This is a genomic window from Verrucomicrobiota bacterium, assembly GCA_039027815.1.
In the GTDB taxonomy this organism is placed as follows: Bacteria; Verrucomicrobiota; Verrucomicrobiia; order Verrucomicrobiales; family JBCCJK01; genus JBCCJK01.
In genome coordinates, this window is sequence record JBCCJK010000030.1 from 1 (window position 1) to 25,458 (window position 25,458).

Annotated in this window: 17 protein-coding genes; 3 read left to right on the plus strand and 14 right to left on the minus strand. The window is 62.9% G+C overall.

The annotated features are described in order from the left end of the window. Nucleotides 1-735: 735 nt before the first annotated feature. The 4 genes from AAF555_08890 to AAF555_08905 all read right to left on the minus strand — a co-directional run bounded on the left by AAF555_08890 (nucleotide 736) and on the right by AAF555_08905 (nucleotide 6,754). On the minus strand, nucleotides 736-1,200 hold the full coding sequence (locus tag AAF555_08890; GenBank protein MEM6911688.1) for a L,D-transpeptidase: 465 nt from the start codon (nucleotides 1,198-1,200) through the stop codon (nucleotides 736-738). A gap of 87 nt (nucleotides 1,201-1,287) precedes the next feature. Then, nucleotides 1,288-4,614: a UTP--glucose-1-phosphate uridylyltransferase gene (locus AAF555_08895; GenBank protein ID MEM6911689.1), complete on the minus strand. Its 3,327-nt coding sequence runs from the start codon at nucleotides 4,612-4,614 to the stop codon at nucleotides 1,288-1,290. 13 nt (nucleotides 4,615-4,627) lie between these two features. Beyond that, nucleotides 4,628-5,491 (minus strand): sugar phosphate nucleotidyltransferase, encoded by an 864-nt coding sequence (locus AAF555_08900; protein MEM6911690.1) that lies wholly within the window; start codon nucleotides 5,489-5,491, stop codon nucleotides 4,628-4,630. Nucleotides 5,492-5,584: 93 nt separating this feature from the next. Next, nucleotides 5,585-6,754: a beta-ketoacyl synthase N-terminal-like domain-containing protein gene (locus AAF555_08905; GenBank protein ID MEM6911691.1), complete on the minus strand. Its 1,170-nt coding sequence runs from the start codon at nucleotides 6,752-6,754 to the stop codon at nucleotides 5,585-5,587. A gap of 210 nt (nucleotides 6,755-6,964) precedes the next feature. Between AAF555_08905 and AAF555_08910 the strand changes: the two genes are divergently transcribed. Next, complete coding sequence (locus tag AAF555_08910; GenBank protein MEM6911692.1) at nucleotides 6,965-7,144, plus strand: hypothetical protein; 180 nt, start codon at nucleotides 6,965-6,967, stop codon at nucleotides 7,142-7,144. A gap of 337 nt (nucleotides 7,145-7,481) precedes the next feature. Here the strand turns inward: AAF555_08910 and AAF555_08915 are convergent, their stop codons facing one another. The 6 genes from AAF555_08915 to bioB form a co-directional block, all read right to left on the minus strand. Beyond that, nucleotides 7,482-7,760 (minus strand): antitoxin VapB family protein, encoded by a 279-nt coding sequence (locus AAF555_08915; protein MEM6911693.1) that lies wholly within the window; start codon nucleotides 7,758-7,760, stop codon nucleotides 7,482-7,484. A 114-nt stretch (nucleotides 7,761-7,874) separates the two neighbouring features. Further along, the gene (locus AAF555_08920; protein MEM6911694.1) at nucleotides 7,875-8,813 is read right to left on the minus strand and encodes a rhodanese-like domain-containing protein; all 939 of its coding nucleotides are present in this window, start codon (nucleotides 8,811-8,813) and stop codon (nucleotides 7,875-7,877) included. 123 nt (nucleotides 8,814-8,936) lie between these two features. Next, nucleotides 8,937-10,040 (minus strand): helix-hairpin-helix domain-containing protein, encoded by a 1,104-nt coding sequence (locus AAF555_08925; protein ID MEM6911695.1) that lies wholly within the window; start codon nucleotides 10,038-10,040, stop codon nucleotides 8,937-8,939. Between the two features lie 45 nt (nucleotides 10,041-10,085). Then, nucleotides 10,086-11,891, minus strand: a complete 1,806-nt coding sequence (locus AAF555_08930; GenBank protein ID MEM6911696.1) for a PA domain-containing protein — start codon at nucleotides 11,889-11,891, stop codon at nucleotides 10,086-10,088. Next, nucleotides 11,888-12,418 (minus strand): hypothetical protein, encoded by a 531-nt coding sequence (locus AAF555_08935; protein ID MEM6911697.1) that lies wholly within the window; start codon nucleotides 12,416-12,418, stop codon nucleotides 11,888-11,890. The genes AAF555_08930 and AAF555_08935 overlap by 4 nt, the downstream gene beginning before the upstream one ends. Nucleotides 12,419-12,509: 91 nt before the next feature. Beyond that, complete coding sequence (bioB, locus tag AAF555_08940; protein ID MEM6911698.1) at nucleotides 12,510-13,484, minus strand: biotin synthase BioB; 975 nt, start codon at nucleotides 13,482-13,484, stop codon at nucleotides 12,510-12,512. A gap of 233 nt (nucleotides 13,485-13,717) precedes the next feature. Between bioB and gltB the strand changes: the two genes are divergently transcribed. Next, complete coding sequence (gene gltB, locus AAF555_08945) at nucleotides 13,718-18,238, plus strand: glutamate synthase large subunit (GenBank protein ID MEM6911699.1); 4,521 nt, start codon at nucleotides 13,718-13,720, stop codon at nucleotides 18,236-18,238. Nucleotides 18,239-18,287: 49 nt separating this feature from the next. Beyond that, on the plus strand, nucleotides 18,288-20,447 hold the full coding sequence (gene glgX, locus AAF555_08950) for a glycogen debranching protein GlgX (GenBank protein ID MEM6911700.1): 2,160 nt from the start codon (nucleotides 18,288-18,290) through the stop codon (nucleotides 20,445-20,447). A 735-nt stretch (nucleotides 20,448-21,182) separates the two neighbouring features. On the opposite strand, the gene cobA is transcribed toward glgX, so the two are convergent. The 4 genes from cobA to ccsA are packed head-to-tail and all read right to left on the minus strand — an operon-like array spanning nucleotide 21,183 to nucleotide 25,448. Further along, nucleotides 21,183-22,709 (minus strand): uroporphyrinogen-III C-methyltransferase, encoded by a 1,527-nt coding sequence (cobA, locus tag AAF555_08955; protein MEM6911701.1) that lies wholly within the window; start codon nucleotides 22,707-22,709, stop codon nucleotides 21,183-21,185. Next, a complete protein-coding gene (gene hemC / locus AAF555_08960; protein MEM6911702.1) occupies nucleotides 22,706-23,629 on the minus strand; it encodes a hydroxymethylbilane synthase in 924 nt (307 codons plus the stop codon). Before hemC ends, cobA begins: the two co-directional genes overlap by 4 nt. Beyond that, complete coding sequence (gene hemA / locus AAF555_08965; GenBank protein ID MEM6911703.1) at nucleotides 23,626-24,675, minus strand: glutamyl-tRNA reductase; 1,050 nt, start codon at nucleotides 24,673-24,675, stop codon at nucleotides 23,626-23,628. The genes hemC and hemA overlap by 4 nt, the downstream gene beginning before the upstream one ends. Further along, entirely contained in the window at nucleotides 24,672-25,448 is a 777-nt protein-coding gene (gene ccsA, locus AAF555_08970) for a cytochrome c biogenesis protein CcsA (protein MEM6911704.1), read from the minus strand. Before ccsA ends, hemA begins: the two co-directional genes overlap by 4 nt. Between the last annotated feature and the right edge of the window lie 10 nt (nucleotides 25,449-25,458).

Consider the following 25,458-nt stretch of genomic DNA (forward strand, 5'->3'; position numbering starts at 1 on the left):
CGAGCCGCGTTGCCGCAAGCGAAGGCCCAAAAACTACACCTTCATGACCAAGCCCCGTGCCAGCTATCACGCCAAGTATCACCACAACTCAAATCACGATCTCGCCGCTTAATCCCGCGCCATTCAGCCCAGCCATTAAATCTTCACATTTTTCATCCTCACTACCAAATTCCGCAGCTTCCTATCCTCCTCCAATTGTTCAGGCACGCCCCGCACCGCCATACTCACTCTCGTCTTGGCCCCCCGGAAACTAGAGTAACAAGCTTTCTCCGGTGGGCCGCGACGTCCCCGGCGCGGTGGGGGGAGTCTTCTTGTTCAGAGTGCAGCGTTACCCAAGTGATCGATAGCCGGAAAGGACTTGGGTGGGGGAGTGGTTTGCCAATCGGCTCATCGCTCCCGCCGCGCCGGGGACGTCGCGGCCCACCAATACTGGGCTGTTTCTAGCGGCTGGAAGTCTTTGCGATCAGGCAGTCAGTATGGGAACTTCGGCGCCGTCCGGGAATACCAAGCTGCCGGATAAATTGGCAGAACATCCGCGTGAACTTCGGGTCGGACCAAGGCAAGACGAGAGCGCGAGGCCGACACTACCACGCCGCAGCCGAGGGACACTGGATTGATCTTCCTAGCTCTTGAAACCTGAAACCCGGTCTCTGATCCCTCCATGGTTTCAAAAAGGTGGGATGCGCTGCTCCGGCTTCGTTTTCTTAGCCAACGGTGTCTACGGGCGGCTTGGGACTAGGCTTCGGCCAGGATTTCCACGAGGGTTCCCTCTTCGACTGCTTGGAACACTTCGAGGATGTCGTGGTTGGTGAGTCGCAGGCAACCGTGGCTGACGGGTTGACCGATCGTTTCTTCCTGGTGGGTGCCATGGAGGTAGATGTAGCGCTCGCGCGTGTTGGCGTTTTCCGGATCGAGGCCTTTCAGCCAGAGGATGCGCGTCAGGATGTGGTCTTCGCCCGTGGGCTGGCCGGTGGTGGGGTCCCAGAGGCCGGTGGGGCGGCGGTTTTTGAAGATGGTGTAAGGTGGCTCCCCGGCGCCGATTTTTTCGCATATGAGGAAACGCCCGGTCGGGGTCTGGAAGGAGCCTTCCTTGAAACCGATCCCTTTGGCCGCCGAGGAAAGGGGCCAGGTGCGGGCGACGGCGCCCTCCTCGTCGATGAGGGAGAGGGTTTGCTGGGAGAGTATGGCCCGGAGGTGCATGGCTTCTCAACATTCGGCTGGTGGGGGCGGCGGAAGGGGCGGGTCGTCTTTTACGAACTCGGTCCGAATTCTTTCTGGGGCGAGCCGCTACCAGGCGCAGAGTTTTTCGACGTAGGCGGCGGAGCCGTCGCGCAGCCAGCCGTCGAGTTGGGCTTGTTCTTTGAGCTGTTGCCCGCGCTCCCGAGGGACGAGAAAGAAGCTGCAGTCCAATTCGCGGAGTTGGGTCATATCACTCCAGAGTTTTTCAAATTGGGAGACCGGGTAGATGTCTTCCTGGCCGCTCCCCCAACGTTTTTTCACGTCTTTGAGGGTGAGGTAGGTGGGCATGCGTTGGGCCAGGGCCCGGATGTTTTTTTGGATGCGTGGGATGTCAGTCAGTTGGTCGCGCGTGAGGTCGAAGAGCGCCAGCAGGCCATCCAGGCTGATCCAGGTGGTCATGCTGTTGTAGTAGGAGAGGTCGAATTCGGCGTCTTCCCGGGGCAGGGCGAGGCCTTCGACTAGTTCGACATGGCCATCGACCCGGGCCAAGCCACCGCCCCGGTCTTCGAGGCAACGGGTAATGACTTCGAAGCTGAGGGTGCTGCCGCTTTCGATGTGCTGGCCCAGGAGCGCGGGATGGAGGTGGGCGCCCACGGTGTCGATATTATGCAAGAGGAGGTATTGTAAGTTGGACTGCTCTTGGATGAGTTTGGCCAAGCTGCCATTGAGCAGGAGGTTGGGGATTTCATACCAGTGGCCGACGGGGTGGAGGCATTGGGCGGCCAGGTTGTCCGTGTAGTCACTCCCCTCGCCTGCGGTGCGAGCCCAGGCGCGGAGGGCAGCGTGGGCGCTTTCACGGACTTTCTGCGCTTGTTCGTCGAGGGTTTGCTGGGGTGTTTCTTCCCAGGCGTAGCGGAGGTCCCGCTCCATGGGGATGAGGCGGAGGCCGATGGAGCGGCCCTCCGAAATGAGGACGGGCCCGGGGTAGTGGAATTGCTGGTGATGGTGGAGGAAGTCCCGGAGGGGTGCTTCGGTGAGGTAGCTGGAGGTGAAGAGATGGGGCGGGTAGACGCCACAGGCTTGCCCGATGGAGCGGCTTTTCGCGAGGTGGGTTTCCAGGAAGCTGCGGTGTTGGCCGGCGAATTTGCAGAAGGGGTGGAGGCCTTTCACGACGCCGGCCCCTTGCGTCCAACGGCTGCCCGCGCCGGCCGCTAGGGTGACGACGGCCACTTCGCCCCGGGCGAGCGAGGCTTGGCCGACGGCCAGGGTTTCGGGTGCGATTTCCTCGGGTCGCCGGAGGTCGTGAATGTCCTCGGGGCGCACGTCTTCGATTTTGGTGCGGAGGGGGAGTCGGTTTTGGGCCAGGCCGATCTGGCCGGAGCGGAGGTCTTGGCGGATTTGCTCGTGCTGGAGGGCGTCGAAGCCGTTTTCCTGCAAGAGGGAGGCGAGGTCGGATTGGGTTTTTTCTTCCGCGGTTTCGGGAAAGAGCCGTTGGAAGAAGTCGGGCACGAGGGCGCGGAATTCCTCGTTTTGGCGGCAGATTTCTCCCAGCTGCTGGAGTTCGAGGGTTTGCGCTTGGCTGAGGGTCTTGGGGTCTTGGCGGACGAGGAGGGGGAGCATGAAGCGGTAGTAGACGGGCTTCAGGAGGGCGTCGGGGCCGCGGCGGAGGGTGGCGGTGGTCCCTTGGTCATTGAGGCGGAAGTCGTAGACGACGGGGTCGATGGCGAAGGGCAGCGCCTTTTGCAGCTCGGTTTTGGAGCGCACCATTTCTTCGGCCAACCAGGCTTGGGCCTCGGCCTTGACGGCGGGGGCGAAGATGAAGCCCATGCCCCCGCCGGCCATGCCCCCGAGCATCCAAAAGCCCCAGAAGTCGGTTTGGTAGCGTTCGCGGCAGCGGGCGATGAGGCGTTCGGTGAAGAGGTTGCTGCACCAGGGGATGATGGTTTGGAGGGGGCCGAAGAAGTTCTGGGTCGTCGCTTGGCCGAGCCGCTGGATGTCGCCCGTGCGGAGCGCTTCGAGGACTTCTTCCAAGAGTTGGATGGCTTCTTGGCGCGCTTCCCATTCTTTGGCTGAACGGAGAAGGTATTTCTCGGTCACCATTTCGAGTATGGGCCCGACGTTTTGGGCCATGCCACCGTGGACGACCACCAGACTGTCTTGGAGCTTTTGCGAGATGGCGGGGTCGAGCTTGGGGGGCTGGAGCGTTTCGTGATCCGGCATGAGTCGACCGCGACTGACCCCGTGTTCGACATCCCCCTCCTGCGCGGGTTGGCCGCAGATGACCTTGATGCCCGGCCAGATCCCCCCCGAGTCCTGCCAGCCCCCGCCCGAGCCGCCAATCCATTCCCCGAGGATGGCGCGGGCCGCGATGAGGCGACGATCCGCTTCTTCCACCAAGGGCCCTTCCAAGGGGCGAATCTGCGAGGTGGCGCGCATGCAGAGTGAGATGAGCGAGGCGAGGAGGTTCGTGGAGACGGCCAGGCGGGAGCCTTTGGGGATGCCGCGGACTTGGCTGACCAGTTCAAAGCCGAGGCCCGGGCCGAGGAGGCGGCCGAGGAGGTCGGAGAGCCTTTGGCCCGAGCCTTCGAGGCCGGGGGGCACCAGACCAGAGGCCACGAGCGCGGCTTTGAGCAGTCCGAGGTAGTCGGCCGCGAAGTCGAAGAGGTCATTGAGTTGGTGGAAGTCTTTTTGGGTTTCCAAGTCGACGCTCACCAGGCGGATGACGGGTTGGTCAATGACGCGGAAGCTGCATTCGATGGGGGGTTCGGCGCGGGTGTCCCGACCTTGGATGCCGAGGTCGACCGAGAGATTGATGACCTTGGCTCCTTCTGGGAAGTCCATGCCGAGGAAGAAGATATCACTCCAGGCGCTGTGGGTTAGGTCCATCCGGACGGGGGTGCGTTCGACGAGCAGGGGGAAGGGTTCGCGCGCCGAGGCCCGTTCCAGGAGTTCTTTGCGGATGCGGAGGGGTTGGTCGTAGGGGTGGCCCAGGCGGAACATCCAGCGATTGCCGGCCACCGAGCGCACGCTGAGGCGGACTTGGTCGGCCAGGGTTTGGAAGGCGAGTTGGTGGTAGGTGCTTGCGAGAGCGCTCGCGATGGTCTCGCTCCCCCCCTCCCGCTCGGCCGTTCGGCGAAAGACTTCGATGGCTTCCGCGAAGCGACGCTCCATCAGGAGGCTGTAGCCTTCGTAGGGCACGTGGCCGCTTTCGACGAGTCCTTCGCGTTGGGGGAGGTGGAAGCGGTAGAGGGCCGCCAAGAAGAAGAGCGCGCGGACCCGCTGGTAGAGGCTTTCGGTTTCCCGGCGGAAGCGGTCCAGGTGCTCGCATTCCTCCAGCAAGGCCGCGAGAGAGAGCCCTTCGCAGAGCGCATCCATGGATTGATCCCGGACGGCGGCTTCCGAGGAGGTGATGAGGGGAACGAGCTGACTCGGCATGGAGGGCGGGGAGTCAGGATTGGGTGCGGGCCATGAGTTCCACCAATTCGGTGAGCACTTCGGCTTTTTCCGAGCCATTGAGGGCGAGTGCCAGTTGGGTGAAGAAGAGGCCGTATTTCATGCTGATGTGGTGTCGCTCCCCTCGGATGAGAAGCGCGCCGTATTGCTGCTGCTGGGCGAGCTCCGCCAGGGTGGGAGAGAGCTGGATGGGGGCGGGATCGCCCGTGGCAGCGGCGGCCTCCACTTTTTGCTGAAGAAGCTCGAGCACGAGGGGGGGGAGCACGTGCATGCCAAAGAAGGTCAGGTAACGGCCGGCCCGCAGGCCCGGAACCAGGAGGCGCTGCTCGGCTTCAGTCGGCGTGGGTTTCTCGACGACGTTGCGAATTTCGTAGAGCGTGTCCGGCCCTTCGGTGGGCAGAAGGCTGCCCGCGACCGCCCCAAAATGGTGGATGTCTGTTTCCCGCGTGGATTGGACCGCTGAGAGAGCGCAGTCTTCCCGGTCGGTCGCTTCCAGGAGCTGCTGGGCGCAGGAGCGTTCGGGATCGTGGCTGAGAAAGAGGTGATCGCAGACGGTGTGGAGAAAGGGCTGGCCGGCCACGAAGTCCTTGGCGAGCGAGAGGGCGTGCCCGTAGCCGCGCTTTTCGGCCTGTTCGATCATGGTGAGCCGCACCGGCACGCGTTCGGTCGCTTGGCGGTAGGCTTCGCCATCGCCCGGGTGCACGATGACGCAGACGTCTTCGATGGCGGCAGAATGAATTTCCCGGAGAAGGATTTCCAGAACGGAGCGTTCCCGCCCATCCCGATCGACCAACTTCTGCAAGGCAAGCGTGCGGTGGTCGGGACTGGCGGCCGTGAGGACAGCTTTGGTCGGTTTCATGCGAGGAGAGAGGCGGTGCGCCTGAAGAAAGGACCGCTCGGGCAAAGAGCAATGCCAAATCCGGGATCGGCGCCCCGCCGGGCAGGCCGGGCTTCAAGGGCTCTCGGCCGCGGCTAGGGCGACGGTGGCATTGTGTCCGCCCATGCTGATGGCCGTGTTCAGCACGGTGCCGGCCACCGGCACGGGCTCCCCTGGGAGGGGCGCGCCCGGCAGGGAAGTTCGACCCGCCAGGTTGGGTGGCAGCAGGCCCCGACGAAGGTAGTGGGCCAGGAGGACTGTTTCCACGAGCCCGCTCGCGCCCACGCTGTGCCCGGTGAAGGGCTTCAAGAGATGGAGGGTGGGCTTCTGCTCGGGGAAGGCCAGGGCCAGGGCGGCGCTTTCGCTCCGGCGATTGCTCTGGGTCCCGTTGGCGTGGGGACAAAGGTGGGCCGGCGGCTGGCCTGTGCGCGCGAGTTCCTGGAGGGCTTGTTGGTAGAGGGCCGCCAGTTGCTCGCCCTCGGCCGGGCTCCCAATGAGGTTGGCGGCGTCGCTGTTGGCCCAGTAGCCGAGCAGTTGCGGATGCGAACGGGCTTGGCTCGCGGGAAGAGTTTCTAGGAGGAGGGCGGCTCCCGCCTCGCCGGGGTGGAAGCCATCGGTGCCGGGGTCATAGGGGTCGCACGCCTCCCGCTGCGCGAGCACGCCGGAGCGGGCGTAGGTCTCCAGGAGCGGGCGGACGATGGGGAGGTCGACTCCCACCACCAGAGCGCGTTCCAGGAGCCCGGCCCGCAGGTGCAAGAGCGCCAGGCCCAGCGCGTCCAGACTGGCAGAGCAACCGCTGGCCTGGACCTGCCAAGGGCCTTGGATTCCCAGCTCCAAGCTGACGGCCGCGGCGGGCTCGCTGTGAATGGAATTGCTGGCAGCCAAGAGGCCAAAGGGCCGGTGCCCAGGCCAAGGCTCCAACCATCCCGCCGCGTTCCCCCGACTGGTTCCCAGAAACAGGCCCGCGTTTTGCAGCTGGGGGGGCTCGATCCCCGCCTCTTCCACGGCCGCGAGGGCGCAGAGGCGCGCCAGATTGCTGGCTGGCCCAAACTTACGATGGGCCAGCCATTCTCGGGGGACCCAGGCGCCCCGCGTTTCCCCAAAGGAGGCGTCGGGATAGAGCTTGGAGAGCGGGCGAAAACTGGTCAAGCCCCGCTCCAAGCGAGCTTCGTGCTCCAAGAGAGTGCGCCCCAAGGAGGTGGCGATTCCCAGTCCTGTGATGGCGATCGGCAAGGAGCTCGGCATGCGAAGTGGTCAACCAGTGATCACCGCCTGTTCAACCCTTGGGCAGGAACGGTGCAAGGGGGGAAGAGCCCGAAAATCTTTAGTCATTCACACTGAAGGGCTTACGAAGGAAAAAAGGGCTTGGCACGCGGAGTGCGATTTAGGGTGCCATCAGCGAAACTTGCTGAATCCATTCAAAACAACAAACAACCAAGAAAGGAAAACCAAAACATGACCCACATCATCTATCGCGGAGCCAAAGTGAAGGCCGAAGCGCTCAAAAAGCAAGCCCCTCACACCGCCCACATCACCTACCGCGGCGCTGAAGCCGATGTCCAACTGGACGCTCCTCACGCCGCCCACCAAGAACGAGTCTACTACCGCGGCGCCCGAGGCACCGTCAATCTCTGAGCGCAAAACGCTCTCTCAAACCATCCCCATTCATCACAGAAAGGAAACTAAGAACATGACCAACACCATCTTCTATCGCGGACTCAAACTCAGCCGCCAGTCTCTTATCAAAACCGCTCCCAAGAAAGCTGAAGTCAGCTACCGCGGAGCGAAGGGCACGGCCTCTGTCTGAGAAACCAGCGAAAGTCCATTCCATACAAAAAGACCGGCGCGGGAAACCGCCCGGTCTTTTTTTTGTTGGCTGACGGGCTAGAGGGGGACGCGGCGGGCTGCCGGTGAGTTCAGAAGGATTCGAGGCGCAAGCCTGGCACGCGCTGGAATTCCTCCTGGTTATGGGTCACGAGGGCCGACTGGCTTGCGATCGCGCTCGCCCCGGCTCCTGCGCCCAAGCATCGCCATGGCTCCGCCAGTCATTGCCTTCTGCCAAGGCCGCTTCCATCCTTTCCCACTGCTCGGCACTCGGCGTTCCCAAAGCATCAAAAGCCCTATCCAAATCAGCCGCGGTTCCCCGCTTGGGAACCGCCTTCAGCACGACCTGGGAGAAGGACTCCTTCGGGGAAAGCTTCCAAGCCTTCAATCGCGCGTAAGCCTCCTCCGTTAGGCTAATGGTTTTCATGGGACACAGTGCATCACCACACAGACTGGGTCAGCGGGGCCATCCCGAGGGAAGGGGTCGGCCGGGATGCGTGGCGCTACCGATGACTTCGCAAGAAGACCTGGGGGTTCCCTGCTAGCGGGCGATGGGGGTGTCGGAGCGGTTTCCATACTCGTGCCAGCTGGCATCGTAGACGGCGACTTTTGGGAAGCCGAGGTCTCCGAGCGCCAGCGCCAGCAGGCTGACGCGGGTGGAGGTTTGGCAGTAGAGGACGAGGGTTTTCTGTCGGTCGATGTTTCGTTCCTCCAAGGAGGCCAGGATTTGGGCCGGGGGGAGGACCCGCTTGCTGTCTTCTTCGAGGTGATCGAGGTAATCCAGCCGGATGGCCCCCGGGATGTGCCCGCCGTGGGCGTTGGAGCGCTTTTCGTCTCCGGTGTATTCGGCGAGCGAGCGAGTGTCGATGAAGAGCACGTCAGGATCACGCAGGTGGGCCAGAACCTGGTCCAAGTTCCAGACGAAATCGGCCTTCGGGGTGGCGTGGTAGGTGGTGGCTTCCCGAACCGAGGGGCTTTGTGAGAGCGCGAAACCGGCCGCGGTCCATTCCTCGGCTCCCAAGCCGTCGAGAAAGTAGACGCTTTCGTGACCCAGCCAATCGAGGATCATGGCGGGGATGGTGCCATCGGTTTTTCCAGCGTGGTTTCCGTAGATGATGACGGGGGAGTCGTGGGCGATGCCCGCTTCCCCTAAAAAGCGCTCATACCGGGCCACATCGGCGGTGCCGTCTTCCCGGCGGAAGAGGTATTGGCTATCGCCTTCGCCCGGGGAGGCCTTGGGGGTGCGCCAAAAGCTCCCGGGCAAATTGATGGCACCGGGCAGATGACCGGCGAGGTAGGCTTCGGCTTGGCGAACGTCCACCAGGATGGTCCGAGGATCCGAGGTTTTCTGGGCGACTTGCTCCGCGGTCAGGAAGGTGGTCCATTCGCTGAGGGGCGCTGGGGAAGGGCTTTCCGCGTGGGCGAGGGCTGTCGAGAGAAAGACGCCGACGGTGGCGAGGTTTTGGAAGAGGTCTTTCATGGGGTGGATTTTTTTCGGAGGGGTCGGGGGAGGGAATTGATTTGGGAAAGGGTTTCGGGGAGATCGAGCTGGCAGCTTTTTTTACTAAGCTCCCGTTCTCTTGTTGGCGGCGGGCGCTTGGGATTAGTTTCGACGGAGGACCGCGACCCATTCCTTTTCATAGCGGAAGAAGTAGACCGAGAGGGTGGCGGGTTGCTGGCTGCGCTCGAAGTAATTCTGGGCTTCTTCGGTTTGCTCTTTGGGCAAGTAGAGCCGGAGCGCTCCGCCTTCGACTTCGGGCGAGCCCGTGGCCGCGGTGAAGACGTCAAAGCCTTCCGGCGCTTCGAGGTCGAGCGCGTGCAAGCCTTTGACACGAAGCTGGATTTGCCGGTTGGCCCATTGGTTCGGGTCCAGGAGGTAGGAGCGGGCGGTGTCCGCGTAGGCCGCTGGCAGCGAGAGGGTCACCAAGGGCTTGAGGCGCTCCAGGGTGAGGGGGCCGATGCCGTGCACTTTGACCAAGTCGTCCAGGTGGAAGAAGGGGCGGGACTCGACGAGGCGTTTGGCGTAGACCGGGCCGATTCCGGGGAGCTGCCTGAGCTCGTCTTCCCGGGCGGAGTTGACATCGATTAAGCCATCTCGATTGGCTTCGGTCTCCGCGAAGAAGGAAAGCGCCGTGCGGTCGTCCTCTCGCCGCCAAGTGCGCCAGGCGCCTTGGCGGCTTTGCTGGGCCTGACGCTCCAGTTTGGTGAGCAAGCGATGGTAGTCCGACGCGTCTTTCCCGCCGGGCCAGGCGGAAGGAGGCTGGAAGCCTTTGATTCGGACGTAGCCCTGGGCGACCAAGGCTTCGATGAGGCTCTCTTTTTGGTCATTGTAGAGAAGGGCGGCATAGCGCTTGTGGTGGCCCATGGCATCACTCCAGCGGGTGTGAACGGTGAAAGGCCGAGCTAGGAAGCGCCGGGCAAATTCCGCGGTGTCGTGCCCGAGGCGGACCATTTGGTCCATGTCCGATTCGAAGTAGGCGGCTTGGTCTTGGACGCGTTCTGGATAGAACAAGACGGTCTCGGGCGCGTCCACGAAATACAAGCGGAAGGTGTAGGTTTGGTCTTGATGAGCGACGACGAAGGAGTCGCCGTCATTTTTGGAACTGGGAAGCAAGCGACAGCCTTCGAGCGTTTCCCACTCCGCTGAGAGGGCGGAGGTCAGGAGGGTGAGCCAGAAGAAATAGGCGATGCTTTGGGCGCGAGCCATCGCTTGGCATGTTACTCTCTGGGAGGAGTAGGGAAAGGGGAGGGATTACTCCGAGAGGAAGGGTTCGGCTTCGATGAGGAAGAAGGCTTTCTCGGGGGCGCTGGAGGTGATCTCTAGCTGGATTCGCACCTGGTCTTCGGCGAGCGCGGTGGTGGCGCTTTGGAAGAAGTCCAAGCCGTCCAGCGCGGGGTTCTCCGGCAGGGTGAGGTCGCTGCTTTCCACGAGTTGGTAATAGATGTCTCCGGCGAGGGCGTTGCGCTGGTAGGTGAGTCGGTAGGTGGCGCTGCCGAGGGCGTCGAGCTGCACGGCCGAGGGGACGCTGGCCGCCGAGAGGGGGTCGCTGCCCCAGACGTATTCTTGGAAGTTGGTGAAGCGGTCGCCATCGGCGTTTTCGGTCGGCCCATTTTGGCTGCTGGAGAGCTGGTCTTCGGCCCAGAGGGCGTAGGTGTAATAGGGCAGCGCGAGGTTTTCGACTGGCCAGCCGATGTCTCGCAAGGCGGGCAAGGTGAGGTCGAGGTCGGGTAGGCGGGAGCTGGCGATGGAAGGCTCCATGAGGAGGTCGGGGTAGGCGTCGAGCGACCAGTGGGAGACGCTGGAGCCGGATTGGGTGGGATTGGGGGCGTAGAGCCGCACTTGCTCGGCGGTGGAGCCGGCGCGGGGGCCGGTTTGTTCCAGTCGCACGAGCGCGCCGGGGAGGAGGGACTTGAGGGTGTCCCCGTCTGCTTGCCCGAGGAAGAGGGAGGGGATGAGGATTTCTTCGTTGTTTCCCTGCATGGAGACGAGGTCATTCCCGGCGTTGTTGACGATGAGGACGCCGAGGGCCCCGGCGTCTTGGGCTCGCTTCACTTTGTCGTCAAAGTTGCAGCTGCCCCGGTCGATGAGGGCGATCCGGCCGAGGAGCGCTTCGGCATTGGCGAAGGGGGCAGAGCAGGCGTCGCTCGTGACGCCGGAGCCGTCATCGACCAAGACGAGCGCGCCGGTCAGGCCCCAGGGAGCCAAGCCCCAGCCAAAGTCGCCCGCTTGGGCGGCAAAGGTTTGCACGACGGCTCCCGTGCTGTCGAGCTGGCGGACGACCACGTCCCCGAATTCAGGTTTCAGTTGGCGGAGGGAGGCCTGTTGGGTGGCGGGTCCACGGAAGGTGAGGTCGGGGGCGTTGATGGCGGAGGCCTGGCGCTCGGCATTGGTCATGGCGGGCCAAGCTTTATCGGTCTCCTCGTCATAGATCCGGAGGGTGAAACTGTCGGGCAGGCCGCCCAGGAGGGTGCCGTCGGTTTCGTCGACTCCGGAGAGGAAGCCGAGTCCGTGGCCGATTTCGTGAAGCAGGGTGGAGAGGAGGTCGACCTGGCCCGCGGGGGCTTCATTGTCCAAGCCGTAGTAGTAGCCGGCGCCGCCGAGCACGAAGGGGCTGGAGTCGACGGATTCATTGATGGTGACGGAGAGGTCGGCCTGGCCGGGGTCGTTGTCCGCGCCGCGCAGGCTGTCGGCAAGCGGCGAGGCGTAAAGGACGTCCTCTTGGGGCGCGTTCGGGAAGCCTTCGAAGAAGCCCTCCGGCCCGGCGAAGGCAAGGGTGGCCGAGAAGTTGGAGCCGCCCAGTTGGAGATGGCGGGCTGCGATCACGATGGGGACCTCGCTCTGCAAGTAGCCCCCCCAAATGGCGGCCGCCCGTTCCATGAGGAGACGACGCTGCTGGCCCAAGGTGGTGCCGGTGTTGCCCCCGACGGGCGAGACGGCGGTGGTGTCATTGAAGCCGAAGTCGGCTCCATCGTTGAATTGGATCTCAAACTCTGCCCCGAGGGCGGCATGCCACCCAACGAGCCCCAGACCCCATCCAAGCAGAGAGCGAGGTGTCATCGTTCTGTGTAGGTCACTTTCGGGGGCTCGTCTTGCAGAGGCTCGTCCTGCGGTGGCTGGACGGGAGGCGGGGGTTTCAGAAGAAACTTTTCCGCTTGGGAGAAGTTTTCGAAGCAGACGATTTCGAAGGTGCCGTCCGCCCGTCGACGAGCGAGGGAGGCCGTTTGGAAGGTGCCTTCGAGGGAGACAAAGCGGCTGCCATCCGCCTTTTCGGCCAGCTGGAGGGGGTCGGTGTCCCTGCGGAGGAGAGTGGCCAGTTTTTGGAGGTCGTGGGAGTTCTTCGGCCGCTGGCCGAAAGCAGGTTGGGAAGAGAGCGACGGGCGGGCGGGCCGGAGGGAGGCGGGGGAGGCGGCCGGGTCGCTCGAGTGGGAAGCGGAAGGGGTGGTGGCTTGGGGGAGGTCTCGGGCGTCGCTCGAACCATTTTCTGACGCCGCCTTGTCTGAAGCGGAAGGGGGAGGAAGCAAAAAGAGGGCGAGCAAGAGAAGGGTTGCCCCCACCAGGCTCACGAGAAGAGCTCGAGGGTTCATATTCGCCATTTTACTACGAGTGTCTGCCGAGACCTAGCAGAGAGAGGAGAAAGTAGCCTCCCGCGGTGGCGATGGACGAGGGGCTGGGGATTCAGGCCAGCATCTCGGCGGCTTCGGCCGGGGCGAGCGGCTTGGGTGCCTGGGGGGCCATGCCGAGCTTGGCGATGAGCGCTTGGTCGGCCTCGACCTGCGGGTTCTTGGCCGTCAAAAGTTTCTCGCCGTAGAAAATGCTATTGGCCCCGGCAAAGAAGCAGAGGGTTTGGCCTTCTTCACTCAAGGCGGTCCGGCCGGCCGAGAGGCGGACCTTGGCCTGGGGCACGGCGAGGCGGGTCACGGCGATGATGCGGACGAGGTCAAAGACTGTGACCGGCTCTCCCCCAGCCAGCGGGGTGCCGGGCATGGGCATGAGCTTGTTGATGGGCACGCTTTCAGGCTGGGGGGAGAACTCGGAGATGACTTCGATCATTTTGAGGCGGTCCTCGGTGTTCTCCCCCAGACCGAGAATGCCCCCGCAGCAGACGCTCATGCCGGCCTCTTGGGCGTGGCCGATGGTGCGGAGTCGATCCTCGAAGGTGTGGGTCGTGACGACGTTGGGGTAGTGCTCGGGCGAGGTGTCGATATTGTGATTGTAAGCCGTGACGCCGGCTTCCCGAAGTTGGTGGGCTGCTTCGGCATCCAGCTCCCCGAGGGTCACGCAGACTTCCATCCCGGTCTTGGAAACTTCTCGCACGATTTCGCAGACTTTGTCGAAGCGGGGGGTGCCGGCTTTGACCCCCTTCCAAGCCGCGCCCATGCAGAAGCGGGTCGAGCCATTGGCCACCGCGGCCTCCGCTCGTTCCATGACGTCGTCCACGCAGAGGAGCCGCTCGCGATCGACTCCCGTGGAGTAGTGGGAACTTTGCGCGCAATAGGAGCAGTCTTCCGAACAGCCTCCGGTTTTGATACTCAAGAGGGTGCAGAGCTGGACTTCGTTTTCCGGCCAGTGCGCTTCGTGGACGCGGCGGGCCTTTTGCAGGAGTTCAAAGAGAGGCAGGTCGTGGAAGCGCTTGAGCTCGGCGTAGTGCATACCCTTGTTCTAAAGCATTTTTTAGGGAACGCGGAAACCGAAAAACGCCCGGCCCCAAGCAGCCACAAAAAAGGGCTCGCAATTTCAGCTTTTGGCCTACCTTACCGACCCGCTCGGCGGCAGGCACGTAATGCCGTCGAGCGGGACGGCCCTCGGAAAAGGCAGCCCTGCGGAACGCTCCTTGCAGCGTTCACTCCCTTTCCGTTGCGTTCAACCCAAGCGGAGGACCGGACATGTATTTGCACGAGCTTGAGATTCCCAACCAAGGCAGTCTTCATCGGCTGGAAAACGAGAAGGACGCTTGCGGCGTCGGGATGGTGGCTTCCATCCCGGGCGAGAAATCCTTCCGTGTTCTCGAGACCGCCATTCGCTCCGTCTGCAATGTGACCCACCGGGGGGCCGTGGATGCCGATGGCAAGACCGGCGATGGCACGGGCATTCTCTCCCAAATTCCCTTCAAAATTTTCGGCGCCCTGGCCGAAGAACGCGGAGCCAAGGGCATCGAACCCGCCAACCTCGGAGTGGGAGTCTTCTTCCTGCCGACCCAGCCCGAGCAGGCCCGCCAAATCATGGATCTGAGCGAAGACCTCATCCGGAGCCGGGGGGTGACGGTGCTGGGCTGGCGGGATGTGCCCGTTCGAAGCGAGGCCCTGGGCGAGATCGCGCGCTGTTCCGAGCCCGTCATCAAGCAGCTTCTTCTGCAACAGCAAGGCGAACCCGACGCGGACAAGTTCGAGCGCGAACTCTATCTCTGCCGCAAGCAAATCACTCGCCTGGCCAAGAAAAACGGCATCTCCGGCTTCTACATCCCCTCCCTCTCGGGCCGCATGATTTCCTACAAGGCCTTGGCCGTGGCCACCGGCCTCCCCGCCTACTATGACGATCTGAAAAACAAGGATTTTGAGACGGCCATCTGCCTTTACCACCAGCGCTTTTCGACCAACACCTTTCCCACTTGGGCGCTCTGCCACCCCTTCCGGATGCTCTCCCACAATGGAGAAATCAACACGGTGCGAGGCAATCGAAACTGGATCACCGCGCGTGAGGGGGACATGCAGCACGAAATCTGGGGCGAGGACATCGCCCTCATTCGTGATGTCATCGACCACCAAGAATCCGACTCCGCCAGCTTGGACGCCGCGCTCGAGTTGCTGGTGCTCTCGGGGCGTCGCGTCGAGCACGCCATGTCCATGCTGATCCCTCCGGCCTGGCGGGCCAATCCTTTCCTGAGCGAGCCCGTGAAAGCCTTCTACCAGTATCACCGCTCCTTCTCGGAGCCGTGGGATGGGCCGGCCGCCGTCTGTTTCACGGATGGAAGAACGGTCGCCGCCACGCTCGACCGCAATGGGCTGCGCCCAGCGCGTTACAAAATCACCCAGGATGGGCTCTTCAGTCTCGGCTCGGAGGTGGGCGTGGCCGAGTTGCCCGACGAAATCGTGGTGCAAAAAGGGCGCTTGGCCCCGGGCGAAATGCTCAGCATCGACACCACGAGCGGTCGCTTCCTTGGGGATCAAGCCATTCGCGAAGAGTTGGCGGCAGCCCAGCCCTACGGCGAGTGGATCCGGCAAAACCGGACCGAGCTGGACCAACTGACCACCCCCGACCCCGTCGAGCCCACCGAATCCATCGTGGGCGCGGACTTGGTCAAGCGGCAGCTGGCCTTCGACATCAGCCAAGAGGAAATCAAAATGGCCATCCAGCCCATGGCCGTGGGCGGTCAAGAGGCCGTCCACAGCATGGGCGATGACATCCCGCTCTCGATTCTCTCGCACAAGCCCCGGCTGCTCTCGACCTACTTCAAGCAGCTCTTCGCGCAGGTGACCAACCCCCCGATCGACCCCATCCGCGAGCGACTCGTGATGTCGCTGGCAGCGGGCTTGGGCCCCGAACGCAATATCCTAAAAGAGACCCCCGAGCACGCCAAGGTCCTCAACATCGAGAGCCCGATTCTCTTCGAACACCAGATCGAGGCCATTCAGGACCTGGACGAATTCCCCTGCCAGCTGCTCGACCTGACTTGGCCGGTGGCGGAGGGCGCGAAAGGACTCGAGCCGGCGCTGGATGCCTTATGCCAGTCGGCCGAGGAAGCGGTCGAAGACGGGAAGGTCATTTTGCTGCTCAGTGACCGCGGAGTCAGCCCCGAGCGCGTCGCCCTTCCGGCCCTCTTGGCGGTCGGCGCAGTCCACCATCACCTCAGTCGCAAGCGCACCCGCATGCGCTGTTCTCTGGTGGTGGAAACGGGTGAAGTGCGGGATCCCCACCAGCTGGCCGTGACCTTCGGCTACGGGGCGACCGCCATCTGCCCCTACCTCGGCTACGCCAGCATTCGCGATGAAATCGCCAAAGGAACCAAGGACTTCCAGGGCGTGGAAACTTTGCAGGCGCTCAAGAATTATCGCTACGGACTGGAAAAGGGCCTCCTCAAGATCATGTCCAAGATCGGCATTGGAGTCCTGAATAGCTACCAGGGTGCCCAGATCTTTGAAGCCATCGGTCTGGGCCAGGGCCTGGTGGACCGCTGCTTCACCGGCACCCATTCCAAGATCGACGGCATTGGCTTCCTCGACGTGGGCCAAGAAGCCCTCCAGCGCCATTTTTCGGGCTACGAAGGGGAGGAGAAGGCCTTGGGCGATCCCGGTTACAACATCTACCGCCGCAGCGGCGAAACCCATGTGGTCGACCCCGGGGTCATCAAGAACTTCCACACTTTTGTGAAATCGGGCAAATCGGAGGACTACGATGACTACGTCAAAGAAATCCTGAAAAGCCGCCCGGTGGGCCTCAAGGACGTCATGGAATGGGTCCCAGCCGCGTCGGGGCCGGTGCCCATCGATGAGGTGGAGCCCATCGAAGACATTCGCAGCCGCTTCACCACCGCCGCCATGTCCATGGGAGCGCTCAGCCCGGAGGCCCACGAAACGCTCGCCATTGCCATGAACCGGATCGGCGGCAAGTCGGACTCGGGCGAAGGGGGAGAAGACCCCAAGCGCTTCACCCCGTGGGCCAATGGCGACTGGGCCAACTCCAAGATCAAACAGATTGCCTCCGGTCGCTTCGGTGTGAGTGCGGAGTATCTGGTGAACGCCGAAGAGCTGGAAATCAAAATGGCTCAGGGAGCCAAGCCGGGGGAAGGCGGCCAGCTCCCCGCGCACAAAGTCACCGGCGTCATTGCCAAGCTTCGCAAAACCCAACCCGGCGTGCAGCTCATCAGCCCGCCTCCCCACCACGACATCTACTCCATCGAGGACCTGGCTCAGCTCATTCACGACCTGAAGGAAGTGAACCCCAAGGCCCGGGTCTGCGTGAAATTGGTGGCCGAGACGGGGGTGGGCACGATCGCGGCCGGGGTCGCCAAGGCCAATGCCGACATCATCCTGGTCTCCGGCTGGGAGGGGGGCACGGGGGCCTCGCCCCTTTCGTCCATCAAGCACGCCGGGCTCCCTTGGGAGTTGGGCGTGGCCGAGACCCAGCAAGTGCTTTTGCTAAACGGACTGCGCGACCGCATCACCCTGCGGACCGATGGGGGACTCCGCACAGGACAGGACATCATCACGGCCGCCATCCTGGGCGCGGAGGAATACAACTTTGGCACCATCGCCCTCATCGCCATGGGCTGCGTCTACGTCCGCAAGTGCCACCTGAATGTCTGCCCGGTGGGCGTGGCCACCACCTCGCCGAAATTCCGCGCCAAGTTCAAGGGCACCCCGGAAATGGTCGTCAATTTCTTCAATGGCGTGGCCGAGGAATGTCGCCAAATCATGGCCAACCTGGGCGTGCGCAGATTGAACGATCTCATCGGCCGGCCGGAGTTTCTCCGGCAGCGGGAAGTGCTCGACCACCCCAAAGCCAACACCATTTCCCTGGCGCCCATTCTCAAAAACGTGACCGCCAAGCAGGGAGAGCGCTACTGCGTGGAAGAGCGAAACGACGGCATCCACGAGCCACCGCTCGACGACCAGATCCTACTCGACGCCCGGGAAGCGATCGCCCAGAAAACGCCCGTCGAACTCTCCTACCCCATCCGGAATACTCACCGAAACATCGGCACCAAACTTACCGGAGAAATCGCCCGCCGCTACGGCGACCACGGCCTGCCCGAGGGCACCATTTCCCTCAGACTCCGAGGGAGTGCCGGACAGAGCTTCTGCACCTTCCTCTGCGGGGGCATCAAGATCGAGTTGAGCGGCGAGGCCAATGACTACGTCGGCAAAGGCATGTGTGGGGGGGAGATCATCATCAAGCCCTCCGACCAGGCGCACCCGGACTTCGTGCCGCACGCCAACTCCATCGTGGGCAACACCGTCATGTATGGAGCCACCGGTGGCTACCTCTTTGCCAACGGGCGAGGAGGCGAGCGCTTCTGCGTTCGCAATTCGGGCGGCACGGCCGTGGTAGAAGGCATTGGCGACCACGGCTGCGAATACATGACAAACGGCTTGGTCGTCGTCCTGGGCGGCGCTGGAAAAAACTTCGGGGCCGGCATGAGCGGGGGCACCGCCTACATCTATGACGAGAACGACACCTTCCATCGGATTTACAACGATGAAATGGTCGAGCCCGTCGCGCTCGAAGACCCCGAGGACATCGCCGTCGTGAAGCAGCTCATCACCCGTCACCAGGAGCTCACGGGCAGCCCGAAGGCCCAGCGTCTTCTGGACAACTGGGAAACCACCCTCCAAACCTTTCTCAAAGTCCAGCCCAAGGGTAAAAAGCCGGCCGCCAAAGTCGAGCCCGTGGCCGCCGCGGTCAAATGAGGCCCCTCCGGAAGCTTTGCCCGCTCTCCCCGCTGAACCTCGGGCTTCTGTGAAACTCCTACCGGACAGCCTGCCATCGCCCCTGGGAGCCACGCCCCAAGCGGGTGGGACGAACTTCGCCCTCTTTTCTGAGCACGCCTGGGCGGTCGACCTCTGTCTCTTCGACCCCGAAGACCACCAGCGCGAAACCGCGCGAGTGCGCCTGCCTCATCGCACCGATGGGGTCTGGCACGGGGCCCTGGCCGGCGTCGGCCCCGGCACCCCCTACGGCTACCGGGTCCACGGCCCCTTCGCGCCCCAGAGCGGGCACCGCTTCAATCCCTACAAGCTCCTGCTCGATCCCTACGCCAAAGCCATCACGGGGCCGATCCTTGGGCAGGAGGCGCAGCGGGGAGCGCTCGCGACCTCACCCGGAACCGAAGAGCCCGACCCCTTCGACTCGGCCGAAAGCGTCCCGCGAAGCTTGGTGGTGGCGGTGGACTTTGACTGGCAGGGCACCTCCCGCCCCCAAGTCCCGCTCTCTGAAACCATCGTCTACGAGGCCCACGTGAAAGGCTTCACCCAACTGGCCGAATTCGTGCCCGAACCCCTGCGGGGAACCTACGCCGGGCTGGGCAGCCCCGGCGCCCTTGCCTATCTCGAATCATTAGGGATCACCAGCATCCAACTCCTTCCGCTTCACCATCACGTGGACGACCAATTCCTAGTCGAAAAGGGCCGAACCAATTACTGGGGCTACAGCAGCATTGGATTCTTCGCGCCCCATGCCGAATACAGCGCCTCCGGGCCCTTGGGGGGCCAGGTGCGGGAATTCCAGGAAATGGTGCGCGCCTTTCACGCCGCCGGAATGGAAGTGATCCTGGATGTGGTCTACAACCACACCGGCGAAGGAAACGAGCGCGGGCCGACCCTGGCCTTCCGCGGCATCGACAACCTCAGCTACTACCGCCTCTCGCCCGAAAATCTGGCTCACTACTGGGACGTCACCGGCACCGGCAACACCATCAACATGGGGCACCCCATGGTGGTCCGCCTGGTGCTCGACAGCCTGCGCTACTGGGTGGAAGTCATGGGAGTGGATGGCTTCCGCTTCGACCTCGCGCCCGTCATGGGCCGGGAGGGACGCTATTTCAACTCGGAGAGTTCCTTCTTCCGCGCGGTCCGGCAAGACCCCGTCCTGAGCCAGGTCAAGCTCATCGCCGAACCCTGGGACCTGGGCCACGATGGCTACCAAGTGGGCGGCTTTCCCCGGCCTTGGCGGGAATTGAACGGGAAATTCCGCGATAGCCTGCGGCAATTTTGGAAAGGCGACCCCGGCCTCTTGGCGCAGTTCGCCTACCGCCTGACCGGGAGCGAAGACTACTATCGCTACCGCGGACCCCAAGCCAGCGTCAACTTCCTGACCTCTCACGATGGCTTCACCTTGCGCGACCTCGTGAGCTACCACGAAAAGCGAAATCTCGAAAACGGAGAAGAGAACCGGGATGGCGAGGCCCACAACCTCTCCTGGAATTGCGGCCAGGAAGGCCCGAGCGAGGATCCCGCGGTGCGCGCGCTCCGGCAGCGGCAAGCGCGCAACTTTCTCACCACACTCTTTCTCTCCCAAGGCATACCCTTCCTCATGCAGGGCGATGAGTTTGGTCGCACCCAACGAGGAAACAACAACGCCTACTGCCAGGACAATGAAATCAGTTGGCTGGACTGGCGCTGGGATGAGGACGGGCAGAATCTCCAGGTCTTTGTCCGAGAGCTGATCGCGCTCCGGAAGCGCCATGCCATTTTTCGACGCCACGGATTTTTGGAAGGGAACTTTCTCCGAGGGGATCAAGTGCGGGATGTGCTCTGGTTCCGCGCCAACGGCTGTCTCATGCATCACGACGATTGGCACGATCCCGACCGCAAACGGATCGGGATGTTGCTCACGGGAAGCGCGCGCACGCGGAAGCGGGATTGGCGTCGCTCGGCTCACGACGACTCCTTTGTCCTCCTCTTCAACGCCGAGCACAAGCCCAAGAACTTCGTGCTCCCCGGCCAGCCCGAAACCGTCCAGTGGACGGCCATCATCGACACCGCGAGCGAGAACGGCTTGGGCCAGGGTAGGCAGCCCCTAGCGGGTGGGGACACCTTCCCGCTCGCGGCTCACGCCACAGCCGTCCTGCGCCTGAGCGCCGGGGAAGAGGGGGAAGCGCAGGTCTTCCCAACGAGCTAATCTCAAGCGACGGCCTCCTTCGCCTCCGCGGAGCTCCTTTGAGAACCATCCAATCCTGCCGCCAGCAGACCCGCATTCTTCTCAACTCGATCACTGGATCCAAGCAAACTCAAAGAAAAGAGCCAAGCTCCCAATAGCCGGATAGACGCACGAACTCGCACAAACACATTGAAACCAAGGGCCTCACAAGTCACCTTCAATCAGAATCTACTTCCTAACACTTCTCCTCTAATATACTAGCTATTTATGTGGATTGGTATCAGGGGTGTATGAGTCATGGATGGACCTGACAGAACAGCAATGGGACATCGTGAAGACCATCCTAGCAGAAGCCCCCCGAAAACTACGGTAGCAAGCGTTCCCCGGTGGCCCGCGACGTCCTCGGCGCGGTGGGGGAAGACTTCTTATTCTGGGTGCAGCTGATCCCAAGTGATGGGTAGCCGGAAAGGCCTTGGGTGGGTGAGTGGTTTGCGGATCGGCTCATCGCACCCGCCGCGCCGGGGACGTCGCGGGCCACCGATACTAGGCTGTTTCAAAAAGCGGCCCGGAAAAAGGCGAACAAGCGGTAGGACCCTACTCACTACTCCATTGTGTCCACTTACTAACTCGGCAATAAGTGATACCGCATCGATGATGGAGCATAGTGGAGAAGCTTGGAAATCGCTTTGGACTCATTGAACTTGCTTGAACTTCCCCCCCCACAGCGCACCGAGCCTTCTCGGGAGGCGGACGCTCTCAGGCTTCTTCGACTTCCGGTTGGTAGTGTTCCCGAATCGCCCGCACGAGTCCCGGCATGGTGTGTTCCCTGGCTTCGATATCGACGTAGAGGCCGTTTTGCCGGAGCGTTTTGCTGGTGATGGGGCCGATGCTGGCGATTTGGAGGCTTTCCGGTAGAGGGAGTTTCAGGGCCAAGAAGGCTTCCACGGTAGAGGAGCTGGTGAAGGTGATGAGGTCCGCGCCTTCTTCCCGGAAACGGGCCATGCCGCCACTGACGTCCTGGGTCTCGGGCACGGTGCGGTAGGCGATGGCTCGGTCGATGATGGCCCCTTGCTCGCTTAGGCCTTCGAAGAGAACTTCGCGGGTTTCCTCGGCTTTGACCCAGAGCATTTTGAGGTTTTCGACGCCTTCGTTTTTGAAAGCTTCTAGGAGCCCTTCCGCGACATACTCGACCGGCAGGAGGTCGACGGCGAAGCGATATTTCCGGATGGCGTTGGCGGTGCCTGGGCCCATGGCGGCGATGCGGACGCCGCCGAGCGAGCGGGCATCATGATAGATTTTGAAGAAGAGGTCAAAGAAGCGATCCACTCCGTTCGGGCTGGTGAAGATGAGCCAGTCGTAGGTGTGGGTGTCTTTCACGAGGTAGCCAAAGTCTTCCATTTGGAGCGGATCCTCGATGCGGATGGTGGGCAATTCGTAAGCGTCTGCTCCTAACTCTTCTAGTTGTCGACTGAGTTCCCCGGCCTGCTTGCGAGTGCGGGTCACGACGATGCGTTTGCCGAAGAGGGGGCGGGTTTCGAACCATTGGAGTTGTTCCCGGAGCTGGGCCACGGGGCCGACCACGGTGATGGCGGGGGCTTGGAAGTGGGCGGCTTTCACTTTTTTAGCGATGTCTCCGAGGGTGCCGAGGAGGGTTTGCTGGCGGGCGGTGGTGGCCCAGCGGATCATGGCGACGGGGGTTTCGCGGTCGGCCCCTTGCTCCATGAGGGCGTCTGCGATGGCACCGATGCGCTCCACTCCCATGAGGAAGACCTTGGTTCCAGGTCGCTGCGCCATGGATTTCCAGTCGATACTGGTTTCTCCTTTGGTGGGGTCTTCATGGCCGGTGAAAATGGTGAACTCGGCATTGTGGTCCCGGTGGGTCACGGGGATGCCGGCGTAGGCGGGACCGGCCAGCACGGAGGTGATGCCGGGGACGATTTCAAATTCGATCCCCGCTTCCCGCAGCTCTTGGGCTTCTTCCCCACCCCGCCCGAAGACGAAGGGGTCCCCTCCTTTCAAGCGCACCACTTCTTTTCCTTGCTTGGCTTTCTCGATTAGGAGCTGGTTGATGCCGCCTTGCGGAATGCTGTGGTCCTTGGCTTTTTTACCGGCGTAGATGGCTTCGACCTCTGGCCGAGCCCAACGCAGCATTTGCGGGTTGGAGAGGTAGTCGTAGACGATGACGTCCGCTTTTTCGAGGCACTCTTTCGCTCGAAGTGTGACCAGACCCAAGTCGCCCGGGCCCGCTCCCACGAGATAACATTTTCCAAAAGCTGGGTTCATTTCAATTCGTCAAACAAGGCTTGCGCGAGGCGCTCGGGTTCCTTTTCTCCGCTCTCTACGGTGGCTTCCCGCGGGGGGCCGTCGTCTTCCGGGAAAACGACTGCCCGGAGGCGCTGGCCGCCTTCCCGGGGGTGGGCATGGACGCCGACGGGGGTGTGGCAGCCGGCCTCGAGAATCCGCAGAAAGGCCCGCTCGGCCAAGGCCGCCTGCCAAGTCGGCCCATGGTTGATGGCTTGCAGGCGGGCCTGGGTTTCCTGATCACCGGCCCGCACTTCCAGCCCTACGATGCCCTGCCCTCCGGCGGGGACGAAGGAGAGGGGGTCGAGAATTTCGGCAAAGAGCCGCTCGTCTCCCAGCTGGACTTCAGCGTTTCCAAAGCGCGCCCCGAGCCGATCCAGCCCCGCTTTGGCCAGGAGAGTGGCGGCAAAGGGGCCCTGGGCGACCTTGCGAAGCCGGGTCGGGACGTTGCCCCGGATGTCTTCGATGCGGAGGCCGGGGCGCGTTTGCAAGAGCAGGCGGGCGCGACGCACACTGCTGGTTCCTATGACATCGCCTGCCACCAACTCGGGCCGCTTGCTCACGAGGACATCCCGGGGGTCCGCGCGCGGGAGGACGGCGGCCAGTGCCAGGGTTTCCGGCAGTTCGCTCGGGAGGTCCTTGAGGCTATGGACGGCCACTTGGATTTCCCCCGCTTGGAGGGCGGTTTCCAGTTCTTTGATGAAGACCCCTTTATCGACGGTTTCCCCGGTGGCGGCCGCGAGGTCTTTCAGACTGAGGTCAGAGCGCCGGTCGCCGGTGGTTTGGATGATTTTTCGTTCCAAGGAGAGGCTGGGAAACGCGTTTTGGAGGGCGCTCTCGAAGAGTTCGGCTTGGGCGAGAGCGAGGGCGCTGCCGCGGGTCCCATAGACCAGGCGCGTCACGAACCCACCTCCCGCAGGGAAGGCGAGGGGGCGCTGGGGCGCTCTTGCAGGGCGAGGATCATTTCCTCAATGAGGGCCTCACAACGCCGGACTTCCGCTTTGCGCTTGCGGCGGCTCTCCCGCGCGATGGCTTCGAGGCCATCCATGTCGTAGAGATAGACTTCATCCAATTCGTGGACGGCTGGGTCGACGTCGCGCGGGACGGCCATGTCGATCAAGAAGAGCGGGCGGTGTCGGCGCTTGCGGCGAATGCTTTCGATGTGCTGCGGCTTGATGATGGCGCTGGGGGCGGCGGTCGAGGAGAGGACGATGTCCGTCCGGGCCAGCTCATCTTCCCAGCGATCGAACTGGATGGCCTGGCCGCCGATTTCCGCGGCCAGTTCCTGGGCTCGCTCGAGCGAGCGATTGGAGACGATCATGGAACGCACGCCCCGCGAGAGGAGCGATTTGGCGGTGATGCGGCTGGTCTCCCCGGCCCCGATGACCATGGCCCGGCATTTCTTGAGCCCTCCGAAAGCGCGTTCCGCCAACTCCACCGCGACCGCCCCCACGGAGGTGGCTCCGCGCGTGATGGCGGTCTCACTGCGGACCTTTTTGCCAGCGCGGAAGGCCTCCTGGAAGACTTGATTGAGGAGGCAGCCGGTCGAGCCTTCGGCGTGGGCGTGGGCGTAGGCTTTTTTGAGCTGGCCGAAGACTTCTGTTTCGCCCAAGACCATGGAGTCGAGCCCGGCCGCCACCCGGAAAAGATGTCGGATGGCCGAGTCCCCATGATGCCGGTAGCAAGAGGAGCGAATCTCCGGCCCGGCCTTTTCCACCAGCTCCTGCAAGAGGCGCTCTTCGGCCTCCCGCAGGTTTTCGACCCCGGCATAGACTTCCGTGCGATTGCAAGTGGAGAGGATGACCATCTCCGCGGCGCCCTGGACTTCCCTCCAGTGAGCCAGCCGCTCCGAGAGACTGGAGTCCGAGACGGCAATCCGCTCGCGCAGCCCGACGTGAGCTGTCTGGTGACTGACCCCCAAGCAGAAGAGTTTGCGGGTCCCACTCATCGCGCCACCACCCCCAGGCTCAAGAGTGAAAAGAGGGCCGCAAAGGCCGTGGCCAGCGCAAACTTCCGCGCCGCCAGGTCCGCAAAGAGGTAAAGAACCAGGAGCACGCCATAGGTGCCCCAGACGAAGTAGGCCAAGCCGAGCTTGGCGGGTGAGGGGGTGGCCACCATGAAGTAGGCGCTCCCGATGCCAATCGTGAGGATGGCGAACCCGGCCGCCACCAGCCGGAAGAGCGCGCCCCCCAGGAGGCGGATCGGCGGGAGGGCGGTCGACAAGTCTTCCAAGCGCCGTTTCTTCAAGAGCCGGTCTTGCAGCAAAAACATCCAAGCGGCCGTGCCCGCCAGGGCCAGCGCCCCGAAGGACAAGAGCGAGAGGGCGGCGTGCAGTTCCAGCCAGTAGTCATGGGCAGGGTGGGCCGTTTCGGGCATGGGCTGCCAGAGGAGGAGGGCCAGGCCTTGCAAGAGCACCGAGAGCGGCGCGGTGAAGAGTCCCAGGAGGCTGAGCTGGTAAGAGACTCCGAAGAGGAAGTAGAAGAGCCCACAACTCCAGCTGACAAAGACGAGCACTTCCGAAAGGTCGGTGATGGGGCAGCGGCCCTGGGCTTCTCCCCGCAGCCAAAGATTGCCGCAGATGGCGAGAAAGCCTACCAGCATGACCGCGAGGTTGACCCGGCTGCGATGCGCTTGGGTGCCTCGCAGCATGGGTAAGACCATGACCGCCCCACCCAAAAAACACAGGGTGGCCAGCCAAAGCAGCAGACGGTCAAGTTCCATGCAAAAGGTT